At 74.4% G+C, this 23,147-nt stretch carries 17 protein-coding genes and 2 pseudogenes; 5 read left to right on the top strand and 14 right to left on the bottom strand.

Annotated elements, in window-relative coordinates:
* The first annotated feature begins 26 nt into the window (after window positions 1–26).
* Window positions 27–569 (top strand): MarR family winged helix-turn-helix transcriptional regulator, encoded by a 543-nt coding sequence (locus ACQEVS_RS32840; protein WP_433027123.1) that lies wholly within the window; start codon window positions 27–29, stop codon window positions 567–569.
* 49 nt (window positions 570–618) lie between these two features.
* Here the strand turns inward: ACQEVS_RS32840 and ACQEVS_RS32835 are convergent, their stop codons facing one another.
* Window positions 619–1,341 carry a hypothetical protein gene (locus ACQEVS_RS32835; RefSeq protein WP_433027120.1) on the bottom strand — a complete coding sequence of 241 codons (723 nt, stop codon included), beginning with the start codon at window positions 1,339–1,341 and terminating at the stop codon, window positions 619–621.
* A gap of 415 nt (window positions 1,342–1,756) precedes the next feature.
* Window positions 1,757–3,100, bottom strand: coding sequence for a hypothetical protein (locus ACQEVS_RS32830; RefSeq protein WP_433027117.1), 1,344 nt, complete (start codon window positions 3,098–3,100; stop codon window positions 1,757–1,759).
* Between the two features lie 154 nt (window positions 3,101–3,254).
* Here ACQEVS_RS32830 and ACQEVS_RS32825 point away from each other — a divergent pair, with 154 nt between their 5' ends.
* The gene (locus tag ACQEVS_RS32825; RefSeq protein WP_433027114.1) at window positions 3,255–4,127 is read left to right on the top strand and encodes a LysR family transcriptional regulator; all 873 of its coding nucleotides are present in this window, start codon (window positions 3,255–3,257) and stop codon (window positions 4,125–4,127) included.
* A gap of 237 nt (window positions 4,128–4,364) precedes the next feature.
* Here the strand turns inward: ACQEVS_RS32825 and ACQEVS_RS32820 are convergent, their stop codons facing one another.
* The 6 genes from ACQEVS_RS32820 to ACQEVS_RS32795 form a co-directional block, all read right to left on the bottom strand.
* Window positions 4,365–5,591: a cytochrome P450 gene (locus ACQEVS_RS32820; protein ID WP_433027110.1), complete on the bottom strand. Its 1,227-nt coding sequence runs from the start codon at window positions 5,589–5,591 to the stop codon at window positions 4,365–4,367.
* 40 nt (window positions 5,592–5,631) lie between these two features.
* A complete protein-coding gene (locus ACQEVS_RS32815) occupies window positions 5,632–6,873 on the bottom strand; it encodes a cytochrome P450 family protein (protein WP_433027107.1) in 1,242 nt (413 codons plus the stop codon).
* On the bottom strand, window positions 6,870–9,953 hold the full coding sequence (locus ACQEVS_RS32810; protein WP_433027104.1) for an amino acid adenylation domain-containing protein: 3,084 nt from the start codon (window positions 9,951–9,953) through the stop codon (window positions 6,870–6,872). Before ACQEVS_RS32810 ends, ACQEVS_RS32815 begins: the two co-directional genes overlap by 4 nt.
* A gap of 252 nt (window positions 9,954–10,205) precedes the next feature.
* Window positions 10,206–10,586 carry a pyridoxamine 5'-phosphate oxidase family protein gene (locus ACQEVS_RS32805; protein ID WP_433027101.1) on the bottom strand — a complete coding sequence of 127 codons (381 nt, stop codon included), beginning with the start codon at window positions 10,584–10,586 and terminating at the stop codon, window positions 10,206–10,208.
* 786 nt (window positions 10,587–11,372) lie between these two features.
* The gene (locus ACQEVS_RS32800) at window positions 11,373–12,650 is read right to left on the bottom strand and encodes a hypothetical protein (RefSeq protein ID WP_433027098.1); all 1,278 of its coding nucleotides are present in this window, start codon (window positions 12,648–12,650) and stop codon (window positions 11,373–11,375) included.
* A gap of 255 nt (window positions 12,651–12,905) precedes the next feature.
* A complete protein-coding gene (locus ACQEVS_RS32795) occupies window positions 12,906–14,231 on the bottom strand; it encodes a DUF2252 domain-containing protein (RefSeq protein WP_433027095.1) in 1,326 nt (441 codons plus the stop codon).
* A 192-nt stretch (window positions 14,232–14,423) separates the two neighbouring features.
* On the opposite strand from ACQEVS_RS32795, the gene ACQEVS_RS32790 reads away from it, so the two are divergent.
* Complete coding sequence (locus ACQEVS_RS32790; RefSeq protein ID WP_433027092.1) at window positions 14,424–14,984, top strand: hypothetical protein; 561 nt, start codon at window positions 14,424–14,426, stop codon at window positions 14,982–14,984.
* Between the two features lie 187 nt (window positions 14,985–15,171).
* Here ACQEVS_RS32790 and ACQEVS_RS32785 read toward each other — a convergent pair whose 3' ends face one another.
* Together ACQEVS_RS32785 and ACQEVS_RS32780 are read right to left on the bottom strand one after the other, a co-directional pair.
* Window positions 15,172–15,573 (bottom strand): nuclear transport factor 2 family protein, encoded by a 402-nt coding sequence (locus tag ACQEVS_RS32785; protein ID WP_433027089.1) that lies wholly within the window; start codon window positions 15,571–15,573, stop codon window positions 15,172–15,174.
* A gap of 80 nt (window positions 15,574–15,653) precedes the next feature.
* Window positions 15,654–15,944, bottom strand: a complete 291-nt coding sequence (locus ACQEVS_RS32780; RefSeq protein ID WP_433028160.1) for a cupin domain-containing protein — start codon at window positions 15,942–15,944, stop codon at window positions 15,654–15,656.
* Between the two features lie 211 nt (window positions 15,945–16,155).
* Here ACQEVS_RS32780 and ACQEVS_RS32775 point away from each other — a divergent pair.
* Together ACQEVS_RS32775 and ACQEVS_RS32770 are read left to right on the top strand one after the other, a co-directional pair.
* Window positions 16,156–17,144: pseudogene (locus ACQEVS_RS32775) on the top strand (helix-turn-helix domain-containing protein).
* Between the two features lie 130 nt (window positions 17,145–17,274).
* Window positions 17,275–18,591 carry a cytochrome P450 gene (locus tag ACQEVS_RS32770; RefSeq protein ID WP_433028157.1) on the top strand — a complete coding sequence of 439 codons (1,317 nt, stop codon included), beginning with the start codon at window positions 17,275–17,277 and terminating at the stop codon, window positions 18,589–18,591.
* Between the two features lie 467 nt (window positions 18,592–19,058).
* Here the strand turns inward: ACQEVS_RS32770 and ACQEVS_RS32765 are convergent, their stop codons facing one another.
* The 4 genes and pseudogenes from ACQEVS_RS32765 to ACQEVS_RS32750 all read right to left on the bottom strand — a co-directional run bounded on the left by ACQEVS_RS32765 (window position 19,059) and on the right by ACQEVS_RS32750 (window position 23,118).
* Window positions 19,059–19,955: a TIGR03621 family F420-dependent LLM class oxidoreductase gene (locus tag ACQEVS_RS32765; RefSeq protein WP_433027086.1), complete on the bottom strand. Its 897-nt coding sequence runs from the start codon at window positions 19,953–19,955 to the stop codon at window positions 19,059–19,061.
* 291 nt (window positions 19,956–20,246) lie between these two features.
* A pseudogene (locus ACQEVS_RS32760) lies at window positions 20,247–20,954 on the bottom strand (dioxygenase); the annotation flags it as partial.
* Window positions 20,955–21,072: 118 nt separating this feature from the next.
* Entirely contained in the window at window positions 21,073–22,233 is a 1,161-nt protein-coding gene (locus ACQEVS_RS32755) for a helix-turn-helix domain-containing protein (RefSeq protein WP_433027083.1), read from the bottom strand.
* 72 nt (window positions 22,234–22,305) lie between these two features.
* Window positions 22,306–23,118, bottom strand: coding sequence for an alpha/beta fold hydrolase (locus tag ACQEVS_RS32750; RefSeq protein ID WP_433027080.1), 813 nt, complete (start codon window positions 23,116–23,118; stop codon window positions 22,306–22,308).
* Window positions 23,119–23,147: the final 29 nt, after the last annotated feature.

Below are 23,147 nucleotides of genomic sequence, written 5' to 3'. Positions count from 1 at the left end.
ACGCCGACCGCACGAGGGGACAGCAGATGAGCCAGCCGGAGAAGACCCTTAACGCCCAGCAGGAACGCCTGGTGGAACGCCTGGGGGTCTACGCGGCCGACTACGCCGAGTACGGTCGGCGCTTCGCTGGCTGGCTGGGTCTGCACACCACCGACGGCACGGCCCTGGTCGAGATCATCAACGCCGAGCACCGGGACGACCCCCTCACCCCGGCCCGCCTCAGCCGCCGCATCCAGCTCTCCCCCGCCGCCACCAGCGCCCTGATCAACCGTCTGGAGAAAGCCGGCCACGTCACCCGCACCCGCGAACACACCGACCGCCGCGTCGTCACCCTGCGCACCGGGCAGGAGGCACAGAGGCTGGCCGACGAGTATTTCTCCCCCGTCGCCGCCGTCATCGGCACGTTCCTCGACCGCTACCCCACCGAGGTGCTGGGCCGGTTCGAGGACTTCCTCGACGGCCTCCACCGCACCCTCGCCGACCACCTGGCCGACGGCGACCGGAGCCGACAGCCGTCCGCCTCTCCCCCGGCGCCCGGGATCGCCGGCCGGGAGACATCCCAGGAGTGACGGCGGCGGAGCGCGGGTGGGCTCGGGGTGGAGGTGGTTTGCGCGACTCTCAGTCCCGGTCACCGTGGGGGCCGGAAGCGGACCGGTGCGACGGCCGGCGGACGGCCGTGACGACCGCGGCCGTGGCGACCGCGACGCCCACGCCGGCCAGCAGTACCTCCATGCCCAAGGGGTCGTCGTGCGAGACCGCGGCACGGTTGCGGTTCGCGCCGTGCGGGACGTCGCCGGACGAGGGGCGGGAGTTCATGGCCGAGGCCATGCCGCCTTGTGCCCGCTGCTCGGTGAGACCACCGGGCCCGGTGTACCCGACGCGCTGGTTCGCCGGGGCGGGAGCACCGCTGTGCCCGCCGGGCTGTGCAGGGGCCGGCGGCCCCGGATGCGGTGTGGGCGCGGGGCCGGGTGCCGGGGCGTCGACCCTGAGCTGGGTTTCGGCGCTGCCGTTGCTGCACACCAGACGTACGGGGTAGGTGCCCTCCCCGGCCGTGACCAGCAGGGTGCCGCGTATGTGGGCCGGGTCGAGGTCGGTGAGGTCCACCGGTCCGGCGGCCGAGGACACGGAGCGGACGCCCGCTCCGGGGTAGGGGGCGCAGGCGCCGGTGATCGAGACGGTCCGCCCGGTCAGGGTCTCGTGGGGGCTGATGTCGATCGTCGCCGCGCCCACGAGGTGAGCGGGCGGGGGCGGCTGGGGCGGGTCGGCGAGCGCGGCCGGGCCCGCGGCCGCGCCGCTGCCGAGGACGGCCGCCGTGGCGGCGGCGCAGAGGGTACGGCGCATGGTGTCCACGTCCTTTCCGAGCCCGGCCCGGTTGTTCCGGGTGGGGAGGGCTACTCCCCCATCCTGGGCGGGCCGTGGCATCCGGCGGGGTCGGGCGGCCGGGGGAACGCCGGGGCGGGTGAGGTGTCCCCCGATCGGTGATCGAGCCGCTCGGCCGGGAGGGGAGGGGTGGCCGCCGGATCCACCGGCCGCCCGACACCGGGCGCGGCGGCCGATGGCCACGCTGAGAGGAGCGTGATCGGCGGAAGCGACAGGGACCGAGGTGATCGGAATGCCCGGGACGCACGGACGGACGCTCGCCGCCCGCGGGCTCTGTGCGGACGTCTCCTCCGCACGCCGGTGGCCGCCTGTTCCGGGGCGCGCGCCTGCCCGCCGCCGTGCGGGGGCCGGGGCGGAGGCCCGGCCCCGTCGGCGGTCAGGACGGGCCGCCGGCCAGCCGGTGCTCGTACGAGACCTTCGGGAACTCCCAGGTCTTGTCGAACACCTTGGTGCCGAAGACGTTCAGCTTGGCGAAGAAGGATCCGGTCAGCTCGCCCCCGCCGTACAGGGCCCAGTCGCCCGTGGGTGTGCCGGTGGGCGTCGGGGCTGGGGCCGTGTCGGCACCGCCGGTGCCCTCTCCCTGCGGCCCGCCGGCCGAGCCGTGCGCCGTGGCCTTCAGGTACGGCACGGCGTCGGCGGTGACACCGATCGAGCCGTACAGGCCCAGTTCGGCGTGGGTGCCCACACCGCCCTTCAGCGTGCCCGATCCCGCTACGCGGGCCGGTCGTCCCGTCGTGGTGGGCTCGGGTCCGGACAGGGCGCTCCAGCCGTGACCGGCGTCGTAGGAGGCTCCGGCCTCCAGTCGCCCCTTGGTGTTCTGTTCGGCGTCCAGGGTGATCTTTCCGTCGGCCGATATGTCGTAGAAGTAGTTCACCTTGAGGGTGAGCACGATGGGCACGGGGCCTACCCAGACGGTTTTGTCGACGTTCACTTCTGCGGCCGGGATGTGCAGCGGCTTGTGTCCGGTGTCATAGGAGGCGGTGCCCTCGGCGTGGGCGGCGAAGCCGTAGGAGTAATCGCCGGACACCCCGATCGCCGCCTTCGACGGCTGGGGCGAGTACCAGTGGGAGCGCTCGTAGGAGAACAGCATCTCGGGCTTGAGGTCCAGGTGGCCCGTGAGCGCGGCGGAGTGGCCCGCGGTGGGCTTGACGCCCTCCGGCAGCGGCACGTCCACGTCGAACCGGAGTCCCTGCCCACCGGTCGCCTTCCCGCCGTTCGCCGGGGGCTGGACCTTCAGGTCGGCCGCGGTCAGGGGCACGCGGACGTCGGCCTTGCCGTCGCCCAGCGCGTCCGCCAGGGTGGCGGGCGTCGTGTCGACGGAGACCGTGCCGCCGGTCCGGGAACGCACGGCCGTCACCTTCACCAGGGCGCCCTGCGGGGCGGCCGGAGTGGCGGGGGCCGCGATCACATCGCCCACGGCGAGGTCCGTGGGACTGCCCTTGAGGCCGCCGTTCCCGCCCGGCGCCAGCACGGCGTGCCCCGGGCTGTACGTGGTCAGCCGGGCGTCTCCCACCGGTACTTGGCGGTTCGTCCCGTCGGTGGACGGCCGGACGGCGGTCACCGCCTGCTTGTCGGACGGGCCGCCGCCGAGCGACAGGGCGGGCGGGGCCTGCCCGCCTCCGGTACCGCCCGTCTCGGCGGCGGCCGGCAGCGCGGCCAGCGGTATGACGGCTCCGGCCAGCAGCGCGGGCAGCAGCAGGAGGGGGCGGGGGTGCTTCATGCTGATCTTCCTTCCGGGGCGGGGCCGCCTGGCAGAGCCCCCACCCGGTCCCGCGTACGCATCGCGGAGCCGCCCATCGGCCACCGGTTCACTGAAACCCGGCGCCGGTGCGGAGAGCAAGAAGAAACCGTCGATGACGAGATAGGCGGAAGTGATGGAGTGTGTCGGCAACCTGTCTTTGCGGCAGCTGGAATACCTCGTGACCGTCGTGCACGAGGGACGGCTGACGAAGGCCGCCAAGCGGCTGCACGTGACGGAACCCACGGTCTCCCAGCAACTGCGCGCCCTGGAGCGGACGGTCGGTACGCCTCTCGTGGAGCGCCGTCCTGAAGGCGTGCGGCCCACGACGGCCGGCGCGGCCTTCCTGCCCTACGCGCGCACGGCCCTGCGCTGCGCGCGGGAGGCGGCCTCGGCGGCCCGTGCCGCGGCGCTCGGCGGCGTGCGGGCACTGCGCGTCGGCACGGTGCGCACGGCGCTGCCCGCCGCGCTGCTGCCCGGCGTGCGCCGCTGGACTCGGGGCCACCCCGCCGCCCCGATCGTCGTCCGTCCCCATGAGAGCCGGTCACAGCTCCAGGACTCCGTCGCCGCGGGCGCGGTGGACGTGGGGGTGGGGCCGTGGCCGGTCGACTGGGACGGACGGGTGCTCGTCCTGGGCACCGAGGAACTGGTCGTCGTCTGTCCCGAGGACGACGGCCTGTGCGGACGCACCACGCGCCTGGAGGAGCTGTCCGAGCGGTGCTGGATCGCCCACCAGGGGTTCGGGCCCGGTCCGGCCTTCGCCGAGGTGTTCCGGTCGGCCGGCTTCCGCCCGCGGATCGTCCTGGAGGTGCCGCAGGCCGAGGCGGCGGTCGCACTGGCGCGGCAGGGCGTGGGGCTCACCCTCGCGTGCGCCGACGCGCTCCCCTCCCCCGCGCCGGAGACGGTGGCACACCCGCTCCCGCGGCTGCTGCGCGAACTTGCGGTCTACACCGCCGCGCGCCCTCCCGCCGAGGCCCTGGAATGCGCGGCGACGCTGGCGGGGTCCTGAACAGCTCGATGGATACCCCCTCATCGCCCGCAGGGGACTTCCCTCACTCCGCTTCGACTTTCGACTCCCATGGAAGTGGCGGAGTCGCTCTGTCCGTAGCGAACCGCCGGAGGCCCGAGCGCCGCCCGCGCCCCGGGCCTGGGACGCGCCGGGACGTCACGCCCCGCGCGTCCGGCCCGATCCGGTTTCGGCTGTCGTACCTCGGGAGCAGGAGACGGGCCTTGGGAGAGGCCCTCCCTACCAGATGACCCGGATCTCCGCCGGCATGATCGCCATGCGGTGGGGGTGCCAGGGGACCTCGGCCGCCGGGACCGCCGGGTGGAGGTCCGGGAGGTGGTCGGCGAGGACGCGGAACGCCGTGTCGGAGTGGCGGCGGACCAGGTGGGCGCCGGGGCAGTGGTGGCGGCCGTAGCCGAAGCGGAGGTGGGGGTTGGGTGAGCGGGACGGGTCGAAGGTCTCGGGGGCGGTGAAGGCGGCCGGGTCGAAGTTGACGGCGTCCAGGGAGAGGAGGACGAGGTCGCCCTGTTTCAGGGACGCCGTGCCGAGTTCGGTGTCCTGGGTGACGTAGCGCGGGATCGCGTTGCCGAGTACGACGCTGTAGCGCAGCAGTTCCTCCACGCACTGGGGTGTCGTCTCCGGCCGCTCCCGCAGTGTCCTGAGCGCTTCGGGCCTTTGGAGGAGGTTGAACGCCGCCACGCCGAGGAAGCTCGCGAAGTCCTCGTAGCCGCTGACGAAGAGGACGGCGACGATGTTCGACAACTGCCGGTCCGTCAGGCCCTGGTGGCGGGCGTTGAGGTCGGCGAGACGGTCGGCCAGGCCGCGGGGCTCGCCCGGGCGGCGGGCCGCCATGTGCGCGTGCATGTGGCGGCGGATCTCCTCCCAGTTGCGGGCGAGTTCCTCGTCCGAGTACGTGACCATCGTCAGGTCGACGTCCGCGCGGTGGGCGAGCCGTTCCCGGTCCTCGAACGGCAGCCCGAGGAGGCGCAGCATGCACCGGGCGGCGACGTGTTCGGCGAAGTGCTTCTGGAGGTCGCCCGGCGCGCCGTCGGCCACCATGGCGTCCAGGCCCTCGCGGGTGGCCTCGGCGACCCACGCGTCGGGCAGGTCGGGCTGGTCGCGGCCGAGGGCCTTGAGCACCTCGTCGCGCAGGCCGGCCTTGCGGAGGTGGTTCATGGCGTCCAGCAGTTCGGGCGCCAGGATGGGGGCGTCCTGTGCCGGGCTGTCGGCCTCGCCGAGTACGGAGCGGGCGAAGGCCCGGTCGCGCAGCACGTGGCGGGTGAGGTCGTAGCCGGTGACGAGCCACGCCTCGCCGCCGGAGTTGGTGCCGACGCGGGCCACCGGGCAGCGGCCGCGCAGCTCGGTGAGCTCGGGGGCGAGGCGGTCGCCCTTGGTGCTGAACGGGTAGCGCGGCAGCGGCTCCTCGGGCGGGCCGCCGGCGGTCGCGGTGGTGTGCGGTGTGGTCACGGGGTCCGGGCCTCTTTCCTCGGTTCGGGGGGTACGGGCGTCACCAGCGCACCGGCAGCCGGGCCGGCGCGCGCAGCGGGGTCGTCTCGTCCCAGGGGAGCGAGGCGGCCGGCTCGGCCAGTCCGATGCCGGGCAGCCGCTCCAACAGCACCTCGATGGCGGTGGCGAGTTGGAGACGGGTCAGGTGGCCGCCGGTGCAGGCGTGCGGGCCGTGCCCGAATGCCACGTGCGCGTTGGGCGTGCGCGTGAGGTCGAAGCGGTCGGGGTCGGTGAACGCCGCGGGGTCGCGGTTGGCCGACGCCGGGACGGGCACGACGGCGTCGCCGGCCCGGATGCGCTGCCCGTGCAGGGTGAGGTCCTCCCGGGCGACGAGGATGTTGATCGCGTTCATCAGCGGTACGTAGCGCAGCAGTTCCTCCACGGCGGTGGGGATCCGCGCGGGCTCCTCCCGCAGCCTCCGCAGCTCGTCGGGACGGCTGAGCAGCACGAGAAGGGCGTTGCCGGTGTGCTGGATGTTGGTCTTGTAGCCGGCCATGAGCATGGTGACGACGAAGCTGACGACGTCGTCGCGCGTCAGACCGCCGTCCGGCCTGCGGCTCTCCGCCAGCAGCAGGCGGATGTAGTCCCCCTCCTGCCCCTCCCCCGCGTCCTCCCGCTCCTTGCGGGCGATGAGCTCGGACGCGTAGTCCTGGAGGGCGTACAGCGCGGCCAGCACCTCCTCCATGGTCAGCCCGGAGGCGCCGAGCAGGGCGAGGGTGTGCGGCAGGTAGACGTCGCGGTCCTCGTACGGCAGTCCGACGGTCTCGCACAGCACCCGCAGCGGGAGCGGTTCGACGTACGCGGGGACGAGGTCGGCCGTGCCGTCCGGCGCCCCGGCCACCATCGCGTCGAGGAGCTCCCCGGCGATGGCCCGGACGCGCGGCACCATGAACTCCAGCCTGCGGCGGCCGAACAGCGGGAGGACGGTGCGGCGGACGCGCTCGTGGTGCTCGCCGGTCATCTCCAGGAAGGTGGGCAGGCACGGCGGCGGCGCGTCGGCGCCCTCGCGGGGCGGCCAGGCCGACAGCAGCGGCCGGACGAGCCGGGGGTCGGCGAAGGCGGCGCGCACGTCCTCGTAGCGGCTGAGCAGCCAGCCCGTCTCGCCGTTCGGCAACTTCGCCTTGGCGACGGGCTGTTCGGCACGCAGCCGGGCGTAGGCGCAGGGCGATCCGGCGCTGCCGGCTTCGGGGGCGGGGACCTCGACGAGGGTGTCGACGGTGTCCACGGCTTCGGTGTCGCTCATGCGGTCCTCTCCGAAGGGCCGGTCGCTGGGCGGGTGAGGTAGCCGGAGGTGTGGAAGTACTCCAAGTAGCGGTCGAGCAGGGCGGCGTCGACCGGCGGGCAGTCGAGCCCGCTGCCGGCCAGGGCCGCCTCGGCGTTGCGCCGCCCCAGCACGGGGAAGGTGTCCTGGAGGTACATCTCCTTGACGGACATGTCCGCGCCGCGGCTGCGGTCGACGCACAGCGACACGAACGGGGCCGTGGCGGCCGTCGGGTGCGCGGCGACATGGCGTACGAGGGCGGCGACCCACTCGTCGTACGGCAGCGTCCGCAGGGTGTGGCCGGCGGCGCGCATCCGGTCGAGGACGTCCGAGAGCATCGCCGGGCGCGGGTTGGTGAGGTGGTAGGTGCGTCCGTCGGCCGGCTCGTGGGTGGCGATGTGGACGAGGGCCGCGGCGAGGTGGTCCACCGGGACGAAGTCCATGGGCAGCGCGATGTCCGGGGCCAGCCCCGTGTCGGCGATCATCTTCAGCAGCGAGCAGATGGCCGTCTCGGTGTTGCACACGCCGCGCGCCGTGTCGCCCGTGACCTCGTACGGCCGGTGGACGGCCACTGGGAGGCCCTGTTCGGCGGCCTGCCGCAGTACGCCCTCGGCGACCCATTTGCTCTCCGCGTAGCCCATGGTCAGGGCGTCGGCGTGGTCCGGCGGCAGGTCCTCGTCCACCTCGCGCACCCCGGCCGCGCCGAAGCCGGCGACGACGGCGACGGTGGAGACGAAGTGCACGGGGACGCGGCGGGGCGCGGCGATGCGGACGACCTCCCGGGTGCCGTCGACGTTGGCCGCGCGCAACTCCTCGTACGGGTACAGGAAGTTGACGTGGGCGCCATTGTGGATGACGAGGTCCAGGGTGCGGGAGAGTTCGGCCGTGTGCGTCTCCGGCAGGCCGAGGGCGGGCTCGGTCAGGTCGCCGGGGAAGCACTCCACCCGCCGCCACGCGGCCTCGTCCGGGTGCAGGCCGTAGCGGGCGAGCGCGGTGCGCACCCGCCGTTCGGCGTGCGTGCGGTCCGACGCCCGCACCGGGCAGTGGACGCGTGCCCGGGTGGAGCGCAGCAGCCGGTCGAGGAGGAACGCGCCGACGTACCCGGAGGCGCCGGTGAGCAGCACGTGCCGCGGGTCGTGCGGGCGCGGGGCGGGGCCTGCGGCCGGCGGGAGGTCGAAGCCGAGCTCGGCCTCCTTGACGAAGTCGACGGCCGGCCCGGCCGTTCCGGCGGTGCCGTGGCGCGCTTCGCGGACGGCCGCGGCGAAGCCCTCCAGGGTGGGGGCGGCCAGCAGCGCCCTGACGAGGCCGGAACCGTGGGCCGCGTCCAGGCCCAGGACGGCGAGGGTGCGGGTCACGGTCTCGGAGGCGAGCAGGGAGTCGCCGCCGAGGTCGAAGAACCGGTCCTGGGGGGCGGGCCGGACGCGCAGGACCTGCTGCCACACCTCCGCGAGGACGCCGAGCAGGCCGTCCTCCGCCGGGGGCTCCTCCCCCGCCGGCTCCGCGGCGGGGGCCGCGGACTTCAGCCGGGCGCGGTCGACCTTGCCGCCGCTGGTCACCGGGAACCGGTCCATCGGCACGAGCGCCGGGACGGCCTGCGCGGGCAGCCACCGGGCGCAGTACGCGCGCAGGTCCGGCACGGGCACGGGGTGTCCGGCCTCGGCGGGGGTGACGTACGCGGTCAGCGCGCCCCCGTCGGCCTCGACGGCGGCCTCGCCGACGGCCGGGTGGGCCCGCAATCGGGCCTCGATCTCGTCCAGTTCGACGCGTACGCCGCGCAGCTTCACCTGCCGGTCCAGCCGGCCGTGGTACTCCAGCAGGCCGTCGGCCGTCAGGATCGCCCGGTCGCCGGTCCGGTACAGCGGCCCGTCCGGCTCGACGGCGGGCAGGGTGACGAACCGTTCGGCGGTCAGCGCCGCGTCGCCGAGGTAGCCGAGGGCCAGCCCGTCCCCGCCCACGTACAGCTCGCCCTCCTCGCCGGGCGCCGCGGGCGTGCCGTCCGGGCGCAGGACATGGCAGGTGGAGGCGCCGAAGGGGCGGCCGAGGGGCACGTGCCCGGCGTCGTCGGGCAGCGGGCTCAGCACATGGGCGGTGGAGACGACCGCGTTCTCGGTCGGCCCGTAGAAGTTGACGACGGTGGTGCCGGGGCAGGCCGCCAGGACGGCGTTGGCCAGGCGCGGGTCCATCGCTTCGCCGCCGGCCGACACGAACCGCAGCCCCGACAGGGCCTCGGGCCGGGTCCGGGCGAGGAGGTGGAACACGCTCGTCGTCAGATACGCGACCGTGACCCGCCGGGTGCGCAGCAGGTCTTCCAGGGCGGCGGGCGAGAGGAGTTCGGCGCGGTCGGCGATGACCAGGCACGCCCCGGTGAGCAGCGCGCTCCAGATCTCGATCGTCGAGGCGTCGGAGGACAGCCCGTAGGCGTGCAGGACCCGGTCGTCCGGTCCCGGGGGATGCAGTTCGGGGTCGGAGAGCACGAGGCGGACGACGCCCCGGTGCGGTATGGCCACCGGTTTGGGGCGGCCGGTGGTGCCGGAGGTGAAGGCCACGTAGGCGGGGTCGGTCGGGGACGCGGCACGGGTGGGGCTTTCCGGGGTGGCCGCGGTCGTCTCCTCCTCGTCGTCGAGGCCGATGCTCACGCGTAATCCGCGCACCGGGCGTTCGCCGCCGGGCAGGGTGACCGCGGCGCGCAGGCCCGCGTCCTCCGCCATGGCCCGCAGCCGGGCCGGCGGCAGGTCCTCGTCCAGCGGAACGTACGCGCAGCCGGCCTTGAGGATGCCGAGCAGCGCCACCAGCGCTTCGAGGGAACGGCTGCCGCACACGCCCACCAGGTCGCCCGGTTCGACGCCGCGCGAGCGCAGGCGCGCCGCCAGGGCGTCGGAGCGGGCGTCGAGCCGGCCGTAGGTCAGGGTGCGCTCCCCGTGCCGGGCCGCGAGGGCGTCCGGCCGGGCGGCCGCCTGCGCCGCGAACAGCTCGGCTATGAGCCGGTCCCGCGGATAGCCGGGCGCGGGCGGGGTGGCCGTCGCGGACTCGGGGCGTAAGGAGACGTCGGTGGTGTCGGTCATGTGCGGGCGGGGTTTCCTTCCGGTTCGGGCGGTGGCGCGGTGGGCTGGTGTGGCGCGATGCGGTGCGCTGCGGCGCGTTCTCGGCGCGGTGCGGCGCGTTCTCGACGCGATGCGGTGTGGCGCCTCCGGGCGGTGGCACGTGAAGGACACGGTGTTCGCGGTTCGGTGCTCGTGCCCTTGGGCGCGCGGTTCGGTGCTCGTGCTCCTGGCGCGCGGTCCCGCGGGCGCGGCGTTCCACGTCCGCGGCGGTGGTCAGCCGGCGGCGGCCGGCCCGTCCGTCGCGGTGCCGGCGAAGTCTGCCGCGAAAGCGGCGAAGTCGGCGGTGCGCCAGCGCTGCGGGCGCATGCGGAAGACGATGTCGTCCTTCAGCTGCGCCACCGTGGCAGCCAGGTAGTCGCGGGCCTCGTCGGGGTCGAGGTAGCGGTGGGCGAGGGCCTCGCGCACGGCCGGGTCGACGGGGTCCTCGACCCCGGTGACCGGCCCTTCGACGCTGACGTAGCGGTACGGCCGCCGCTCGTCCTGCACGCAGAGGCTGAACCGCCCGGCGGCGTGCAGCAGCCGGGCCTTGACCGTCTCCCGGCCCGTCTCGACGACGACCTCGCCGCCCGGCTCGTACGCGTACCAGACGGGCACCACCAGCGGTGCCCGGTCACCGCCCCGGGGTCGGTGACGCCCAGGACGCCGATGCGCGGAGCTGCGAGGAATCGTTCACGGTCGTCGTGCGGCATGGCGGGCAGCATTGTGGCTCCTCTTCGGTGTGGGCGGGAAACCGCCGTTTCACGGGCGGCTCCCCCGTGAAGGATCTTGGAAGCGAACGCATAACTCCCCGTGCCCATTGCCCTACAAACTGATGTTTTGAGCCGTCTTGCGGGGCGGCGGCGAAGGCAGGAACGGTGGGTGAGGAGGGGGCTGGGCCGGGTGTTACCGGCGGTTGATCAGGCGGAAGCGTCAGGCCCTGGCGATCGGCGCCGCTTGGCGCTCAGGGGGCCGAAAGCAGACCCCGGCGGCGTGTGGTGACGCCATATCGACGGGGGCTCGCTCCCGCGCGGGGGCGCGGTGGCGGCGGCGGTCGGAGTGGCGGCCGTGCGGCGCGGCCCGGCGATGCCGGACCGGGACAGCGGGTCGAGCGGCCCTCGTCGGCCTCGACTCCGTGGACGGCGAGGCCGGGAAGCGGCGCCCGTCCCCGCCTTCCGTGCGGCCGGTCGTCGGCCCGGACGCCCGGTTCGGCACCGGGCCCCCGGCGCGCCGTCGACGATCGCGTCCGCGCCGCCTGCGAGTCGCCTGCGGAAAGACGTCGGTTTCGGCGCCGCGCCCGGCGCCTCCTGGAACTCGCAGGGCGCGGCGCGGGCGCTGGAGCGAACGGGCCGGCCGAGGCGGGAGAAGCGCTGCCCCGGCCGTAGTCGTACGCGTCGCGCCCGGTCAGGCGGGCGGGAGCCGGCGCGCGTACACCTTGCCGCCGCCGTCGAAGAGGGCGGTGGCGCCGGGGCCGTCCACGGAGAGGGAGTTGGGCGACCAGGAGATGTCCGCGCCGCCGCCGGCCGCGCTGATCCGGTCGATCCGGCCGGTCCGCAGGTCGCGCCGGAAGATGTTCACGGACTGGTCGGTGTCGCCGGGCACCAGGTTGTCGGCGCCCGAGGCGAAGAGCAGCCACCGGCCGTCGGCCGTCACGCTGCCGCGGTAGGCGTCGTGCACGGTCCGGGTGCCCGGGAGCGGGAGGGCGGCCTTCGTGGTCGTGCCGTGCCACAGGTCGCGGACGTAGAGCTCGACGTGCGAGCCCTCCTCGTCCGTCCCGTTGGCCTCGAAGGCACGGAACAGGGCGTACCGCCCGTCGGGGCTCAGGCCGGCGTACGGGTGCGCGTCGCGCGGCACGCCCGCCGGGTCGACGGAGGCGCCCTGGATCCGGCCGGTGCGCGCGTCGTACACGTAGAACGGGAACGTGGGGCGCGGCCGTGGCGGCCTGGAAGCGGTGGCGGCCCGGTCGCGGGGCAGCAGGTTGGTGGCCCGGGAGCGGAAGCCGATGGCCGCGCCGTCCGCGCTGATCACCGGGTCGGCGGAGCCGTCGTCGGCCCGGGAGCCGTCCGCGCCGGCCGTGACCGGCCGGGTGGTCCCCTTCCGGCGGTCGGTGACGTGGATGTCGCGTCCGTCGAGGACGTACGCAACGTACCGGCCGTCCGCGCTGATGGTGGGGCTCGTGGCGTTCCCGTCGACGCTGACGGGTTCGGTGTGCCCGGTCCGGCGGTCCCGGACGAAGACCCTGTAGCCGCCGTTCGCCGGCAGCCCCGGCAGGACGTCGGCCGCGTCGGACGCGAACGCCACGTACCGGCCGTCGCCGCTGATGGCCGCCTGGCTGGTGGAGCCGTTCAGTTGCGTGCCGTCGTCGGCGAGGCTGACCCGCTCGGTCCGCCCGGCGCGCAGGTCTCGGACGAAGACGTCGTAGAGGCGGTTGGTGTCGCCCTGGACGAGGTTCGACGCCATGGAGGTGAAGACGGCGTACCGGCCGTCGGCGCTCAGCCCGCGGGCTTCCGACCAGTTGTCGGGCTGCGCGCCGTCGAGTCCGAGGTCCACCTGGACGAGGCCGTCGCCTCGCGGTTCCGCGTGGGACGGCAGCGCCGCCCCCGCCATCAGCGCCGCGGCGGCGAGGACCAAGCCCCCGCGCGCCCGCGACCGTCTCGCCTTGCCACTGTCGGTCCGTCTCATGGCGATCCGTCCTCCCCTGTGGTCGGGCCGGCCCGTCTCCGCAGCCGCCCCTTCGGCCAGGGAGAGCCAACCGGCGGTGACCCGAGCGGTCAACGACACCGATCACCGACGGGCGGGAACCCGCCAACCGGGCGTGACGGCACGGGAGTCGGCGCGACGGCATGCGCCGTCGATCGCCTCCGGGCCGCCCCGGACCCCGGGTCCCGCCGGGCCCGGGTCCCGCCGCGCGGCAGTCCTCCTGTGTCGGCGTTTCGGCTAGAGGCCCGGGATGCGGCCGTTGCGGAAGAGGTCGACGAAGATCCGGTGGTCCTCGCGGGCCCGGGCGCCGTAGGTGTGGGCGAAGTCGGTGAGCAGTTCGGCGAGGCCGGCCTCGTCGGCGGCGATCGCGGCGTCGATGGCGTGCTCGGTGGAGAACGGCACCAGGGAGTGCCCGCTGGTGTCGTCGGCGGCGGCGTGCATGGCGGCGGTGGCACGGCCGAGGTCGGCGACGACGGCGGCGATCTGTTCGGGGTCGTCGATGTCGGACCAGTCGAGGTCGACGGCGTACGGCGAGACCTCCGCGACCAGTTGCCCGGCGCCGTCGAGTTCGGTCCAGCCCAGCCACGGGTCGGCGTGCGCCTGGAGGGCGCGCTGGGAGATCACCGTGCGGTGGCCCTCGTGCGCGAAGTAGGCGCGCACGGCCGGGTCGGTGACGTGCCGGGAGACCGCGGGGGTCTGCGCCTGCTTCATGTAGATGACGACGTCGTTCTCCAGGGCGTCGCTGTTGCCCTCCAGGAGGATGTTGTACGAGGGCAGGCCGGCGCTGCCGATGCCGATGCCGCGGCGGCCGACGACGTCCTTGACGCGGTGGGAGTCGGGGCGGACGCGGCTGCTGTCGGGCAGGGTCTCCAGGTAGCCGTCGAAGGCTTCCAGGACCTCGGCGCGCGTGGCGGCGTCCAGCGGTATGGAACCGCCGCCGTCGAGGAAGCGCCGGTCGTGCCCGCGGATCTCCGTCATGGTGGAGAGGAGGCCGAAGCGGGTACGGGCGCGGGCCTCGCGCAGGGCGTCGAGGAGCGGGCCCTGCGCGGTCTCGAGGGTGAAGGGCGGGACTTCGTCGTCCTTCGCGCCCGTGGCGAGGGCGTGGACGCGCTCACGGTAGGCGGCGGCGTAGGTCCGTACCAGCTCGGTGATGGTGTCGTCGCTGAGCGCCTTGGCATGGCCGAGCAGGGCCACGGAGGCGGCGAAGCGCTTGAGGTCCCAGAGGAAGGGGCCGACGTACGCCTCGTCGAAGTCGTTGACGTTGAAGACCAGTCGGCCGCCCGCGTCCATGTAGGTCCCGAAGTTCTCGGCGTGCAGGTCGCCGTGGATCCACACCCGGGACGTGCGGTCGTCCAGGAAGGGGCCGGCGTCCCGCTCGTGGGCCAGGTCATGGTAGAAGAGGCAGGCCGTGCCCCGGTAGAAGGCGAAGGCGGAGGCGGCCATTTTCCGGAACTTGACCCGGAAGGCGGCCGGGTCGGCCGCCAGCAGCTGTGCGAACGCGGTGTCGAAGACGGCGAGGATCTCCTCGCCGCGCTGGGCGGCCCGGTCGTGCTCGAGCGCCATCGCTGGTCCTCCTGGGGTGGATCGTCGTGCGGGTGCCCGTGCGCCCGCCGTTCATCGCGTGAGGCTACCGGCATGCGCCGGCGGCCCATGACGGCGGTCGGCGGCGTCCGGCCCCCGGCCCGTACGCATCGCCGGCCGGTGCCGGGGAAGACGGAGGGAGGACGCACCGGCGAGGGGTGGGGAGGGGTCGCCATGGCGGTGAACGAGCGGTCTGCCGGAGGATCTGCCGGAGGACACGACGCGGAGGAGGAACGGCGACGGGCCGAGGGCTCGGCCGAGGGCCGGCTGGAGGCGGAGCGCCTCGCCGGGAAGGAACCCGACGACCGGTTCGCCAACCCGCGGATGACACGCGCCGAGTTGTCGCTGTCCGGGGACGCGTCGGGCGTCGCCACGCTCACGGCGCGCGGCGGCAACGCGATCCCGAAGGGCATCCGCGTCGTCGACGAGTCCGGCACTCTGATCGCCGCCTACATCGGCTTCGCCCTGGACGACCTGAGCGTGGCCAAGTCGGCCCGGTCCTCGGTCGCCGGCGCCGTCGCGCGCTCTCTCGACGGCACGGACGCGGAGGACGAGGCGAAGGCGGAGTCGCCGGCCGGGGTCATCGTCGGCCGGGTCGGCGGGGACGTGCCGGTGCGGCTGACGCCGGAGGAGTTCCGGAACAATGCCGTGGACCTGTTCGCGGGTGAACTGCTCGATCTGTCACAGGAGTTGCGGGGCGCGATCCATCCGGAGACCGAGGGCGGGGACTCCTGACCGGAGGCCCCCACCGCGGGGAAGACATCCGGGCCCGCCCAGTGCTGTGACCGCGTCCGCGGCGAGGAGGGCATCCGCTAGGGCGGACGCCCCCTCGACACCGCAGCCCGGTCAACCGCGAACCGCAGCCCCCGAACGCGGCTCGGGGGGGCGCGGTTCGGAAGAAGGACAGCGGCAGAAGGACGGCTCAGGAGGCGAACGGCTCGATCTCCCCCTCGGTCTCCTCCGCGATCTCCCCCGCGAAGACGATGACCTGGTCGATGAGGCTCCGCCGCAGATGGACGACGTCCGTTCCCGCCAGGCGGGGGCCTCCGTCCGGCGTGGTGAAGACCCACCGGTACCGGGCCCACTCGTCAGGCATGTCCACCGCCGAGCAGCGCACCATCGTGCCGGCCCCCGCCGGGTGACGCCGGATGTCCAGCACGAACCGCTCGACCGCCGCGATTCCTTCGCTGCGGCCCAACGGTCCCCAGAAGACCACGTCCGAGGTCAGGGCCTGGGAGAGCAGGGCGGTCACATGGCTGTCGTCCGAGGCGTTGAACGCGGAGATGAACGTGTCGATCGCGGAGCGTGCAATCTCTTCCTGCATGCCCCAGTAATACCAGCCGTTTCACGTGCGCTCGTCCCGCGAGCCGCCTTCCGATCACGGTGGGCCATTGCGGCCACAGCCTAGCCTTCCGGGTAGAAGACGAAGAGGGTGCAGCCCGTCGTCGTCTGCGGGACGTGGGAGGAGCCGGCGGGGGCGTGGAGGAAGGTGCCCGCGGGGTAGTCGCGTTCGCCGTCGTTGAAGACGCCGGAGACCACGAACACCTCCTCCGGGCCCGGTTCGTGGACGTCGAGGCCCTCCCAGCACGCGCCGGGGTCCAGTTCCACGACGTGTGCCGTCGCGCCGCTCTCGCCGCTCCACAGCGAGCGCAGCCGGATGCCGGGGAAGAGGGTGCGGGCCGGGACGTCCCGCATGGCGACCCATGCGTAGCCGGGCACCTGCCCGCCTGTCGGCGCCGCGCTGTCCGTGACGGCCGCGCTGTCCGTGACGGCCGCGCTGTCCGTGACGGCCGCGGTGTCCGTGATGGCCGTGGTCTGCGGTGTCGTGTTCGTCATGGGGCAAGCCTCGCCGCTCACCGGCGTCCCGCCCAGTGTCTCGTTTGACGTCCTGGGGTACTTTCCTGCCATGCACCGAGTAGTGGCACTCGTCCACGCGCCTCAGTCGACCTTCGAACTCGCCTGCGCGGCCGATGTGTTCGGCGTCGCGCGGCCCGGCCTGCCCGCCCGGTACCGCTTCGGCGTGTGCGCCGAGCGGCCCGGTCCCGTGGCCACGCTCGCCGGGTACGACATGGTCGTCACCGACGGGCTGGACGCCCTCGACCGGGCCGACACCGTGGTGGTCCCCGGCCGGCTGCCCGTCGCCGAGCCCCTTCGGAGGCCGTGGCGGGGGCCCTGCGCCAGGCGCACGCGCGAGGCGCGCGGGTGGTCAGCATCTGTTCCGGCGCCTTCACCCTGGCGTACGCGGGGCTCCTGGACGGCCGCTCGGCGACCACCCATTGGGCGCGGGCCGAGGAGTTCGCCGCGCGGTTCCCGGCCGTGCGGCTCGAACCGGACGTGCTGTACGTGGACCACGGCGACATCGCCACCAGCGCGGGCTCCGGCGCAGGGATCGACCTGTGCCTGCACCTGGTGCGCGCCGACCACGGCGCCGGTTACGCCGCGCAGGTCGCCCGGAACCTGGTGATGCCGCCGCACCGGGAGGGCGGGCAGTTGCAGTACGCCGCCCCGCCCCGTCCCGCGCAGATCGACAGCTCGCTGGCGCCGTTGCTGGACTGGGCCGCCGGCCGGCTCCACGAGCCGTTGACGCTCGCCCGGCTGGCGGCCCGGGCCGGCTGCTCCACGCGCACCCTCGCCCGTCGCTTCACCGAGCAGCTCGGCACCAGCCCGGGGCAGTGGCTGCTCGCCCGGCGGATCGCCGCGGCCCGCGAGCTGCTGGAGACCTCCGACCTGGCGGTGGACGCCGTCGCCCGCCGTACCGGGCTGTCCTCCGCGACCAATCTCCGCAGGCGCTTCCTCAGCGCCCTGGGCACCACTCCCAGCGCCTACCGCCGGGCCTTCCACAGCGCGTCGCGACGGCCGCCCGGCCCGGCCTCGTCCTCCCGCGGCCCGAACTGACCGCTTCCGCCGGGACGGTGGCCCGCGCACGGCCCGGCCGCCCGCCGCGGCCGCGGCCCACGGGCCCTCTGGCCGCCGGCGCCGCGGGCGCCGATACTGGCGGGGCCGCGAGTGAGGAGGGGTGCCGGTGGTGGAGATCCCCGGACCGGAGCCGTGTGCGGGCGGTGGCGCGGGCGCCGTCGCGGCGGCGGGCGGGCTGCACGTCTACCAGTTGCGGCTGCACGCCGAGTACGGGCCCGTCGTGCGGTTCCAGCTGCCGGGGGCGGAGAGTGCCGTCTCCGTCGCCGATCCGGTGCTGCTGGAGGCGATGGCTCACCTCGACAGACGTCCGGAGGGGCTGTTCTCGTTCCTCGACCCGTTCTTCGAGGCGGGCAACATCCAGGTGATGCCGGCCGGCGAACACGGACCGTGGCGGCGGCTGATGCTCTCGGTCCTGGCCGGACGCCCGTCCCACGAGCGGCACTTCCCCCGGTTCGCCGAGCTGGTCACGGAGCTCGCCGACCGGTGGGCGGAGCGGGCCGACGGCGTGGCCGTCGGGTTGCAGAAGGACCTCACCACGCTGTCGCTGCGGATGATCTGCGCGTACGCGCTGGGGGACGACGTCGTCGATCCGGAACGCGCCGTCGCCGCGTTCGAGGACGTGCTGACCGAGCAGCTGAGCCGTCTCTACGGGGTCCCGGGGCGGGAGCGAGGGGGTGCCGAACGAGCCCGTGAGGCGCTCGGTCACCTGCGGGCATCGGTCGACCGGGTCGTCGCGGCCCACCGCCGCGGCGGCGCCGGCGGCCGGAGCGACCTGATCGGAGCGCTCGTCGACGCCGGCGAGAGCCCGGCCCGGATCCGCGACACCGTCATGATGACGCTGCTGGCCGCCCACCACACGACCGGGGTGGCCGTGTCGTGGACCCTGCACCTGCTGGGCCGCCACCCCGAGGCCGCGGAGCGCGTCGCCGCCGAACTCGACCGCGTACTCGGCGGCCGACCGGCTCCCGCCTACGGCGACCTGCGGCGGCTCCCCTACCTGACCATGGTCCTCAAGGAGGCGATGCGGCTCTACCCGCCCGGCCCGTACGGCGCCCGGGAGACGACGGAGTCCCTCACCCTGGGCGACTACGTGATTCCCGCGGGGACGACGGTCTTCTACCCGTTCTGGGCCGTGCATCTGAACCCCGAACACTGGCCCGATCCGGAGGAGTTCGTCCCCGAGCGGTTCACCCCGGAGGCGGTCGCCGGACGGGCGCGGCTGGCCTACATCCCCTTCGGGCTCGGGCCGCGCGGCTGCGAGGGCGCCCAACTTGCCATGATGGAGGCCGAACTGATCCTCGCCGTGCTGCTGAAGCGCTTCCGCTTCCGTCCCGAGCCCGGGCACGAGGTCGTCCCCGTCGAACGCTTCGTGCTCTGGGCGGCGGACGACATCCGTATGCGGGTGAGCTCGCGGGCCGCCCCCTGACGCCGGACCCGTTCAGCACCGGAGCGCGGCGGCCTCCCGTACGGCCCGGGCGAAGGCGTCCGGAGCGTCCGCCGAGACGTGGACGGTGTCCACCTCCGTCGCCACCCCGTCTTGCCGAGGTCGAGGGTGGCCGGCGGGTCGAGCCGGAGGCACAGGTCCACCGCGCCGCCCGCCGAGCACGCCACGGCCCGCGGCTCGCCGGGGACCCGGCGTATGCCGAGGCCGGCGACGGTCCGTGGGGCACGCGTGACGGACACGACCGACGCTCCGGCCACCGTCAGGCTGCCGAAGCAGCCCGTGCGCAGGACCAGCCGGTCCGGAGAGACGAGGTGCGGGCCGCGCGCCATCGCGGCGACGCGTGGTGACCGGGCCGAACGCCGCCCGGGCCGCTGCTCTTCATGAGCCTCACGTGGCGCACGCGCGAGCGGAAGTGAGGTTTGTCATCACCCGCGCGAGGGGTCCCCCGGTCAGGCGCGCAGGTGTTCCAGCACCGGGGCGAACTCCTCCATGTACGGCTCCAGGATGGTGAAGTAGCCGAAGCCGTAGCGTGCGCGGTGGGCGTGGAGGCGGGCGGCGATGTTCGCGGCCGAGCCGGACAAGAGGGCCGGGTGGGAGAGCAGTTCCTCGTCCGTGAGGTGGGAGACGTCCCCGATCAGCTCGCCCTTCTTCGCGAGGGGGTCGCCGTCGACGGTGACGATCTGGACCAGGAAGTTCAGCTCGGCGGGGGCCAGTTCGGCCGGCCGCTCGGCCTCGAAGCGGCGGTAGGCCGCGACGCGCTCCTCCAGGGCAGCGGGGCCCAGCAGCCGCGGTGCTCCGTCCGGGCCGGTGCCGCCTCCGGTGAACGCCATGGTGGTGGCGTGCCGGGCGGCCGTGCGCAGGAGCCGGTCGCCGCTTCCGCCGATCACCACCGGGACGCGGGGCTGGGCGGCCGCGGGGACGTGTGCCGGGTCCGCGAGCAGCCGGCCGACCTCGGTCACGGTGCGGGCCAGGTGGTCCACCCGCTCGCGCGGCGAGCCGAAGGGCAGCCCGGCGCTCTCGTGCTCGGCCCGCACGTAGCCGGCGCCGAGGCCCAGTTCCAGCCGGCCGCCGGTCAGTTGGTCGGTGGTGGCCACCTCGCGGGCGAGGAGGGCCGGGTTCCAGAAGCCGGCGTTGAGCACGTACGTGCCCAGCCGGGGCCGCTCGGTGACCTCCGCGGCGGCCACCAGGAACGGGAACGGGGCCGGCATGCCCAGGTGGTCGGCCACCAGGATCACGTCGTAGCCGAGCTCCTCGGCCCGGCGGCACTTCGCGCGCCATTCGGCGCCCGTGCCCGTACTGAACATGTTGACGGCGAAGCGGAGAGACCGGTCGGCCTGGTTCGTCATCGGGAGCCCCCTCGGTGATCGTTTGACCGACACCGTACCGGAGGTTGCCTCCGATACGCGCCCCGGTCTCCGCCCGAGGGGACGGATCCGCCGGCTCCGGGCCATCGTGCCGGACGGGCACCGCACGCCGCTCGTCGTTTTCCGCCCGCCACAACCCCGACGCGGCCCGTTTCGCACCCTGGAGTCGCGCACCGCGCACCCGGCGCGGGGCGAGCCGGCGGGGCGCGCCGCCGCCGATGTACGGCGCGCTCCCGCCGGCCGTGGGTGCCGCGGTCAGCGTCTCCGCGCCGCGCCGGGCACGCCGGGGTTGACGACGAAGTCGAAGGCCGCCTCCTTCGCCGGTCCCGCCTGACGGACCGTCATGAGCAGCCGCAGGTCGAAGAGGGAGTCGGTCTCGTTCCGGGGTTCGCCGGGGAAGTACAGCTGTGTCGTGAGGACCGGACCGCCCGGCGCCTGGACCTTGACGTGGATGTGGCGGGTGCGGCCGGGATAGAGGCCGGGGACGATGGTCGTGAGGGTGAACGCTCCTCTGCCGTCGGTGTATTGGTGGCCCCGCAGCCGGAAGCCGCGGTTGTCGTAGACACCGGCGTTGTCGGCCTGCCAGAAGTCCAGCAGGGCTTGCGCGACGGGTTGGCAGGTCGGGCCGAAGACGTAGCCCGTGACCGTGAGGCGGGTACCGCGCATGCCCGGTTCGAGCAGGGAGGCGCGTTCCGGTGAGCTCGGTTTGAAGTAGGGGCCTTCTATCTGGGGTGGGGTGGGCTCGTCGCCGTCGTCGCAGTACGGGGTGTGGGGCAGGGGCGCGCCCGTGGGCCGGTGGTCGCGGGCCAGGGCCACGCCGCTGCCCAGCAGGGCGGGCAGGGGCACGGCGAGGAGGGCCGCCTTGAGCACGGTCTTGCGGCTGATGTGCCGCCGTTCCTTCGCGTCCTCGCCGGTGCCGGGGCCGCCGTCGCGGTCGTGGCCGCCGGCCGTCCCGCCGGTGGGCAGGGTCTCGTCCGCCATGGTTCCGCCTCCTGGGGGTGGGGATGGGGGCGCGCGCTGCAGGACTTCTCCTGTGCGCTGAGGAACCTAGGGCGACGAGCGGGGCGGATCGATGCACTCCGTTCGGTGAACGTGGTGTTTACTCCGGTGATTTCCCGGGTGCTTTCTCCTGTGTTCTCTCCGATGCTCTCTTCGGTGCCCCCTCCGGCGTCCTGTCGCGGGTCCTGTCGCGCATCCTCACCGGCGTACTCTCCGACGTCCTGTCGCGCGTACTCTCCGACGTCCTCTCGCGCGTCCTCTCCGGCGTCCTCTCGCGCGTCCTCTCCGACGTTCCCTCCGCCGGGCACCCGCCCGCGGCCCGGCGGAAGTCGCCGGGGCTGACACCGGCCTCGCGCCGGAAGAAACGGCAGAAGTAGGCGGGGTCGCCGAACCCCACGCGCCGGGCGATCTGGGCGACGGTCAGGCCGGAGCCGGTGAGCAGCCGTTTCGCCTCCAAAGCGCGGGCGGCCCGCACCAGTTCGCCGGGCGTCCGGCCGGTGGCCTGTTTGACGGCCTCGATGAGGTAGCCGACGGAGACGCCGAGCCGGTCGGCGTAGGCGCGGACCGCGCCCTCGGCGCCCGCGGTCTCGGTGAGCAGCGCGCCGAACTCCCTGGCGACCTCGGCGGAACGGCCCGCGTCCGCCTCGGGTCTTCGCTCCCCCGGCAGCCGCAGGGCGCGGACGAGCAGGATGTGCAGGTATGCCTCCAGGACGGAGGCGTAGCCGTCGGCGCGGGCCGTGAACTCCCGTTCCATCGCCCGTATCAGGGCGCCGATCCCGGCCGTGTCGCCGCCGTCCGGACCGGTGGGCAGGCGCGGCACCCGCCGCTCCCCCAGGGCGCGCAGGAGGTGCCGGTCGTCGGGGCGGGACAGCAGGAAGTCCTCGGTGAACAGCAGGAGGACGCCGCCGAGGCCGGCGGCGCCCTCCCAGTAGTGCACCTGGCCGGGGAGTATGACGCACAGGTGGGGCGGCCGCAGGGGGTGGCGTACGACGTCGACGACGTGGGTGCCGGTGCCGGCGGTGACGTAGGCGATCTCGTAGAAGGTGTGCCGGTGGGGGTATCCGGCGCGGGACTCCGGGCCGAGGGCGTCGAAGGAGCCCATCGCGAAGGGCGGTGGGCAGGCGGCCGGGACGGCGAGCCGGTGCAGCGGTACGGGGTCGGCGGACGGGGGTGCGTCCTGGGCGTGGGGGCCATGCCGGCGTCCTTCCCCGGGGACGGTCCCGGTGTGGGGGGCGGGGCGTGGGCCGCCAGGGTGCCGCATCGCCGGGGTGGCGGCAAGGCGGGGGCGCCTCGTACCGTAAGGCCGGCCCGGCCACGCTCTCATGACGAGCCGTCAGCGGGCGAAGACGGCCCGCAGCGCGGCGGCGAACTCGGCCGCGTGCGTCAGGTAACCCACGTGCCCGCCCGGGAACTCCGTGACCTCGACGCCCAATCGCTCGGCCAGTGTCGTCGTCGTGCGGTAGGTGAGCGCGTGGGGCGGTCCCTCGCCGGTCACCAGCGTGCACCGGCCCGCCCGGAGGGCCTCGATGTCCGGGCGGAAGCGGGTGAAGGAGCGGAGTTCGTACTCCAGGCAGAACGCGCCGTTGGCCTCGACACGGCTCAGCATCGCGCGCGCGGGCGCGGGCAGCGCCTCGTCCGGCTCGGGTACATCGTCGAGGCCGATCTCCTCGCAGAGCCGCCGCATCGCCGGGCGCGGTCCCTCCCGCCGGTGGAGGGCGTGGATGTCCCGGAAGAGGGCGTGCCAGCGGTCGGCGTCGGGCAGCAGGTCGACGACGAACGGGTCGTGGGCGACCAGTGCCCGCACCCGGCCGGGGTGGCGGGCCAGGAGGTCCATGCCGGTCATGCCGCCGTAGCTGGTGCCGAAGACGTACGCCGGCCGCCCGGGGGCGACCGTGTCGAGCAGCAAGCGGGCGTCGTGGCCGCGCTCTTCGATCGTCTGCTCCCGGGGCGGGGCCGTGAGGCGGCTGCGGGAGTTGCCGCGCGGGTCGTAGGTGATGACGGTGTGGTCTTCGGCCAGCAGGTGGGCCAGCGGGCCGAACATGGCGGCGTCGCCGTCGCCGCCGTTGATCAGGAGGAGGGGCGGGCCCGCTCCGCGTACCTCGTAGTGGATCGCGGCGCCGGGAACGGTGAGCGTACCTGTCTCCATGGGTCCCCCAGGGTGCCGTGCGGAGCGGG

The organism is Streptomyces sp. CA-181903, assembly GCF_050937075.1.
Lineage (GTDB): Bacteria > Actinomycetota > Actinomycetes > Streptomycetales > Streptomycetaceae > Streptomyces.
The sequence above is the reverse complement of the archived record's forward strand: the minus strand, read 5'-3'. Positions and strand labels throughout refer to the sequence as shown.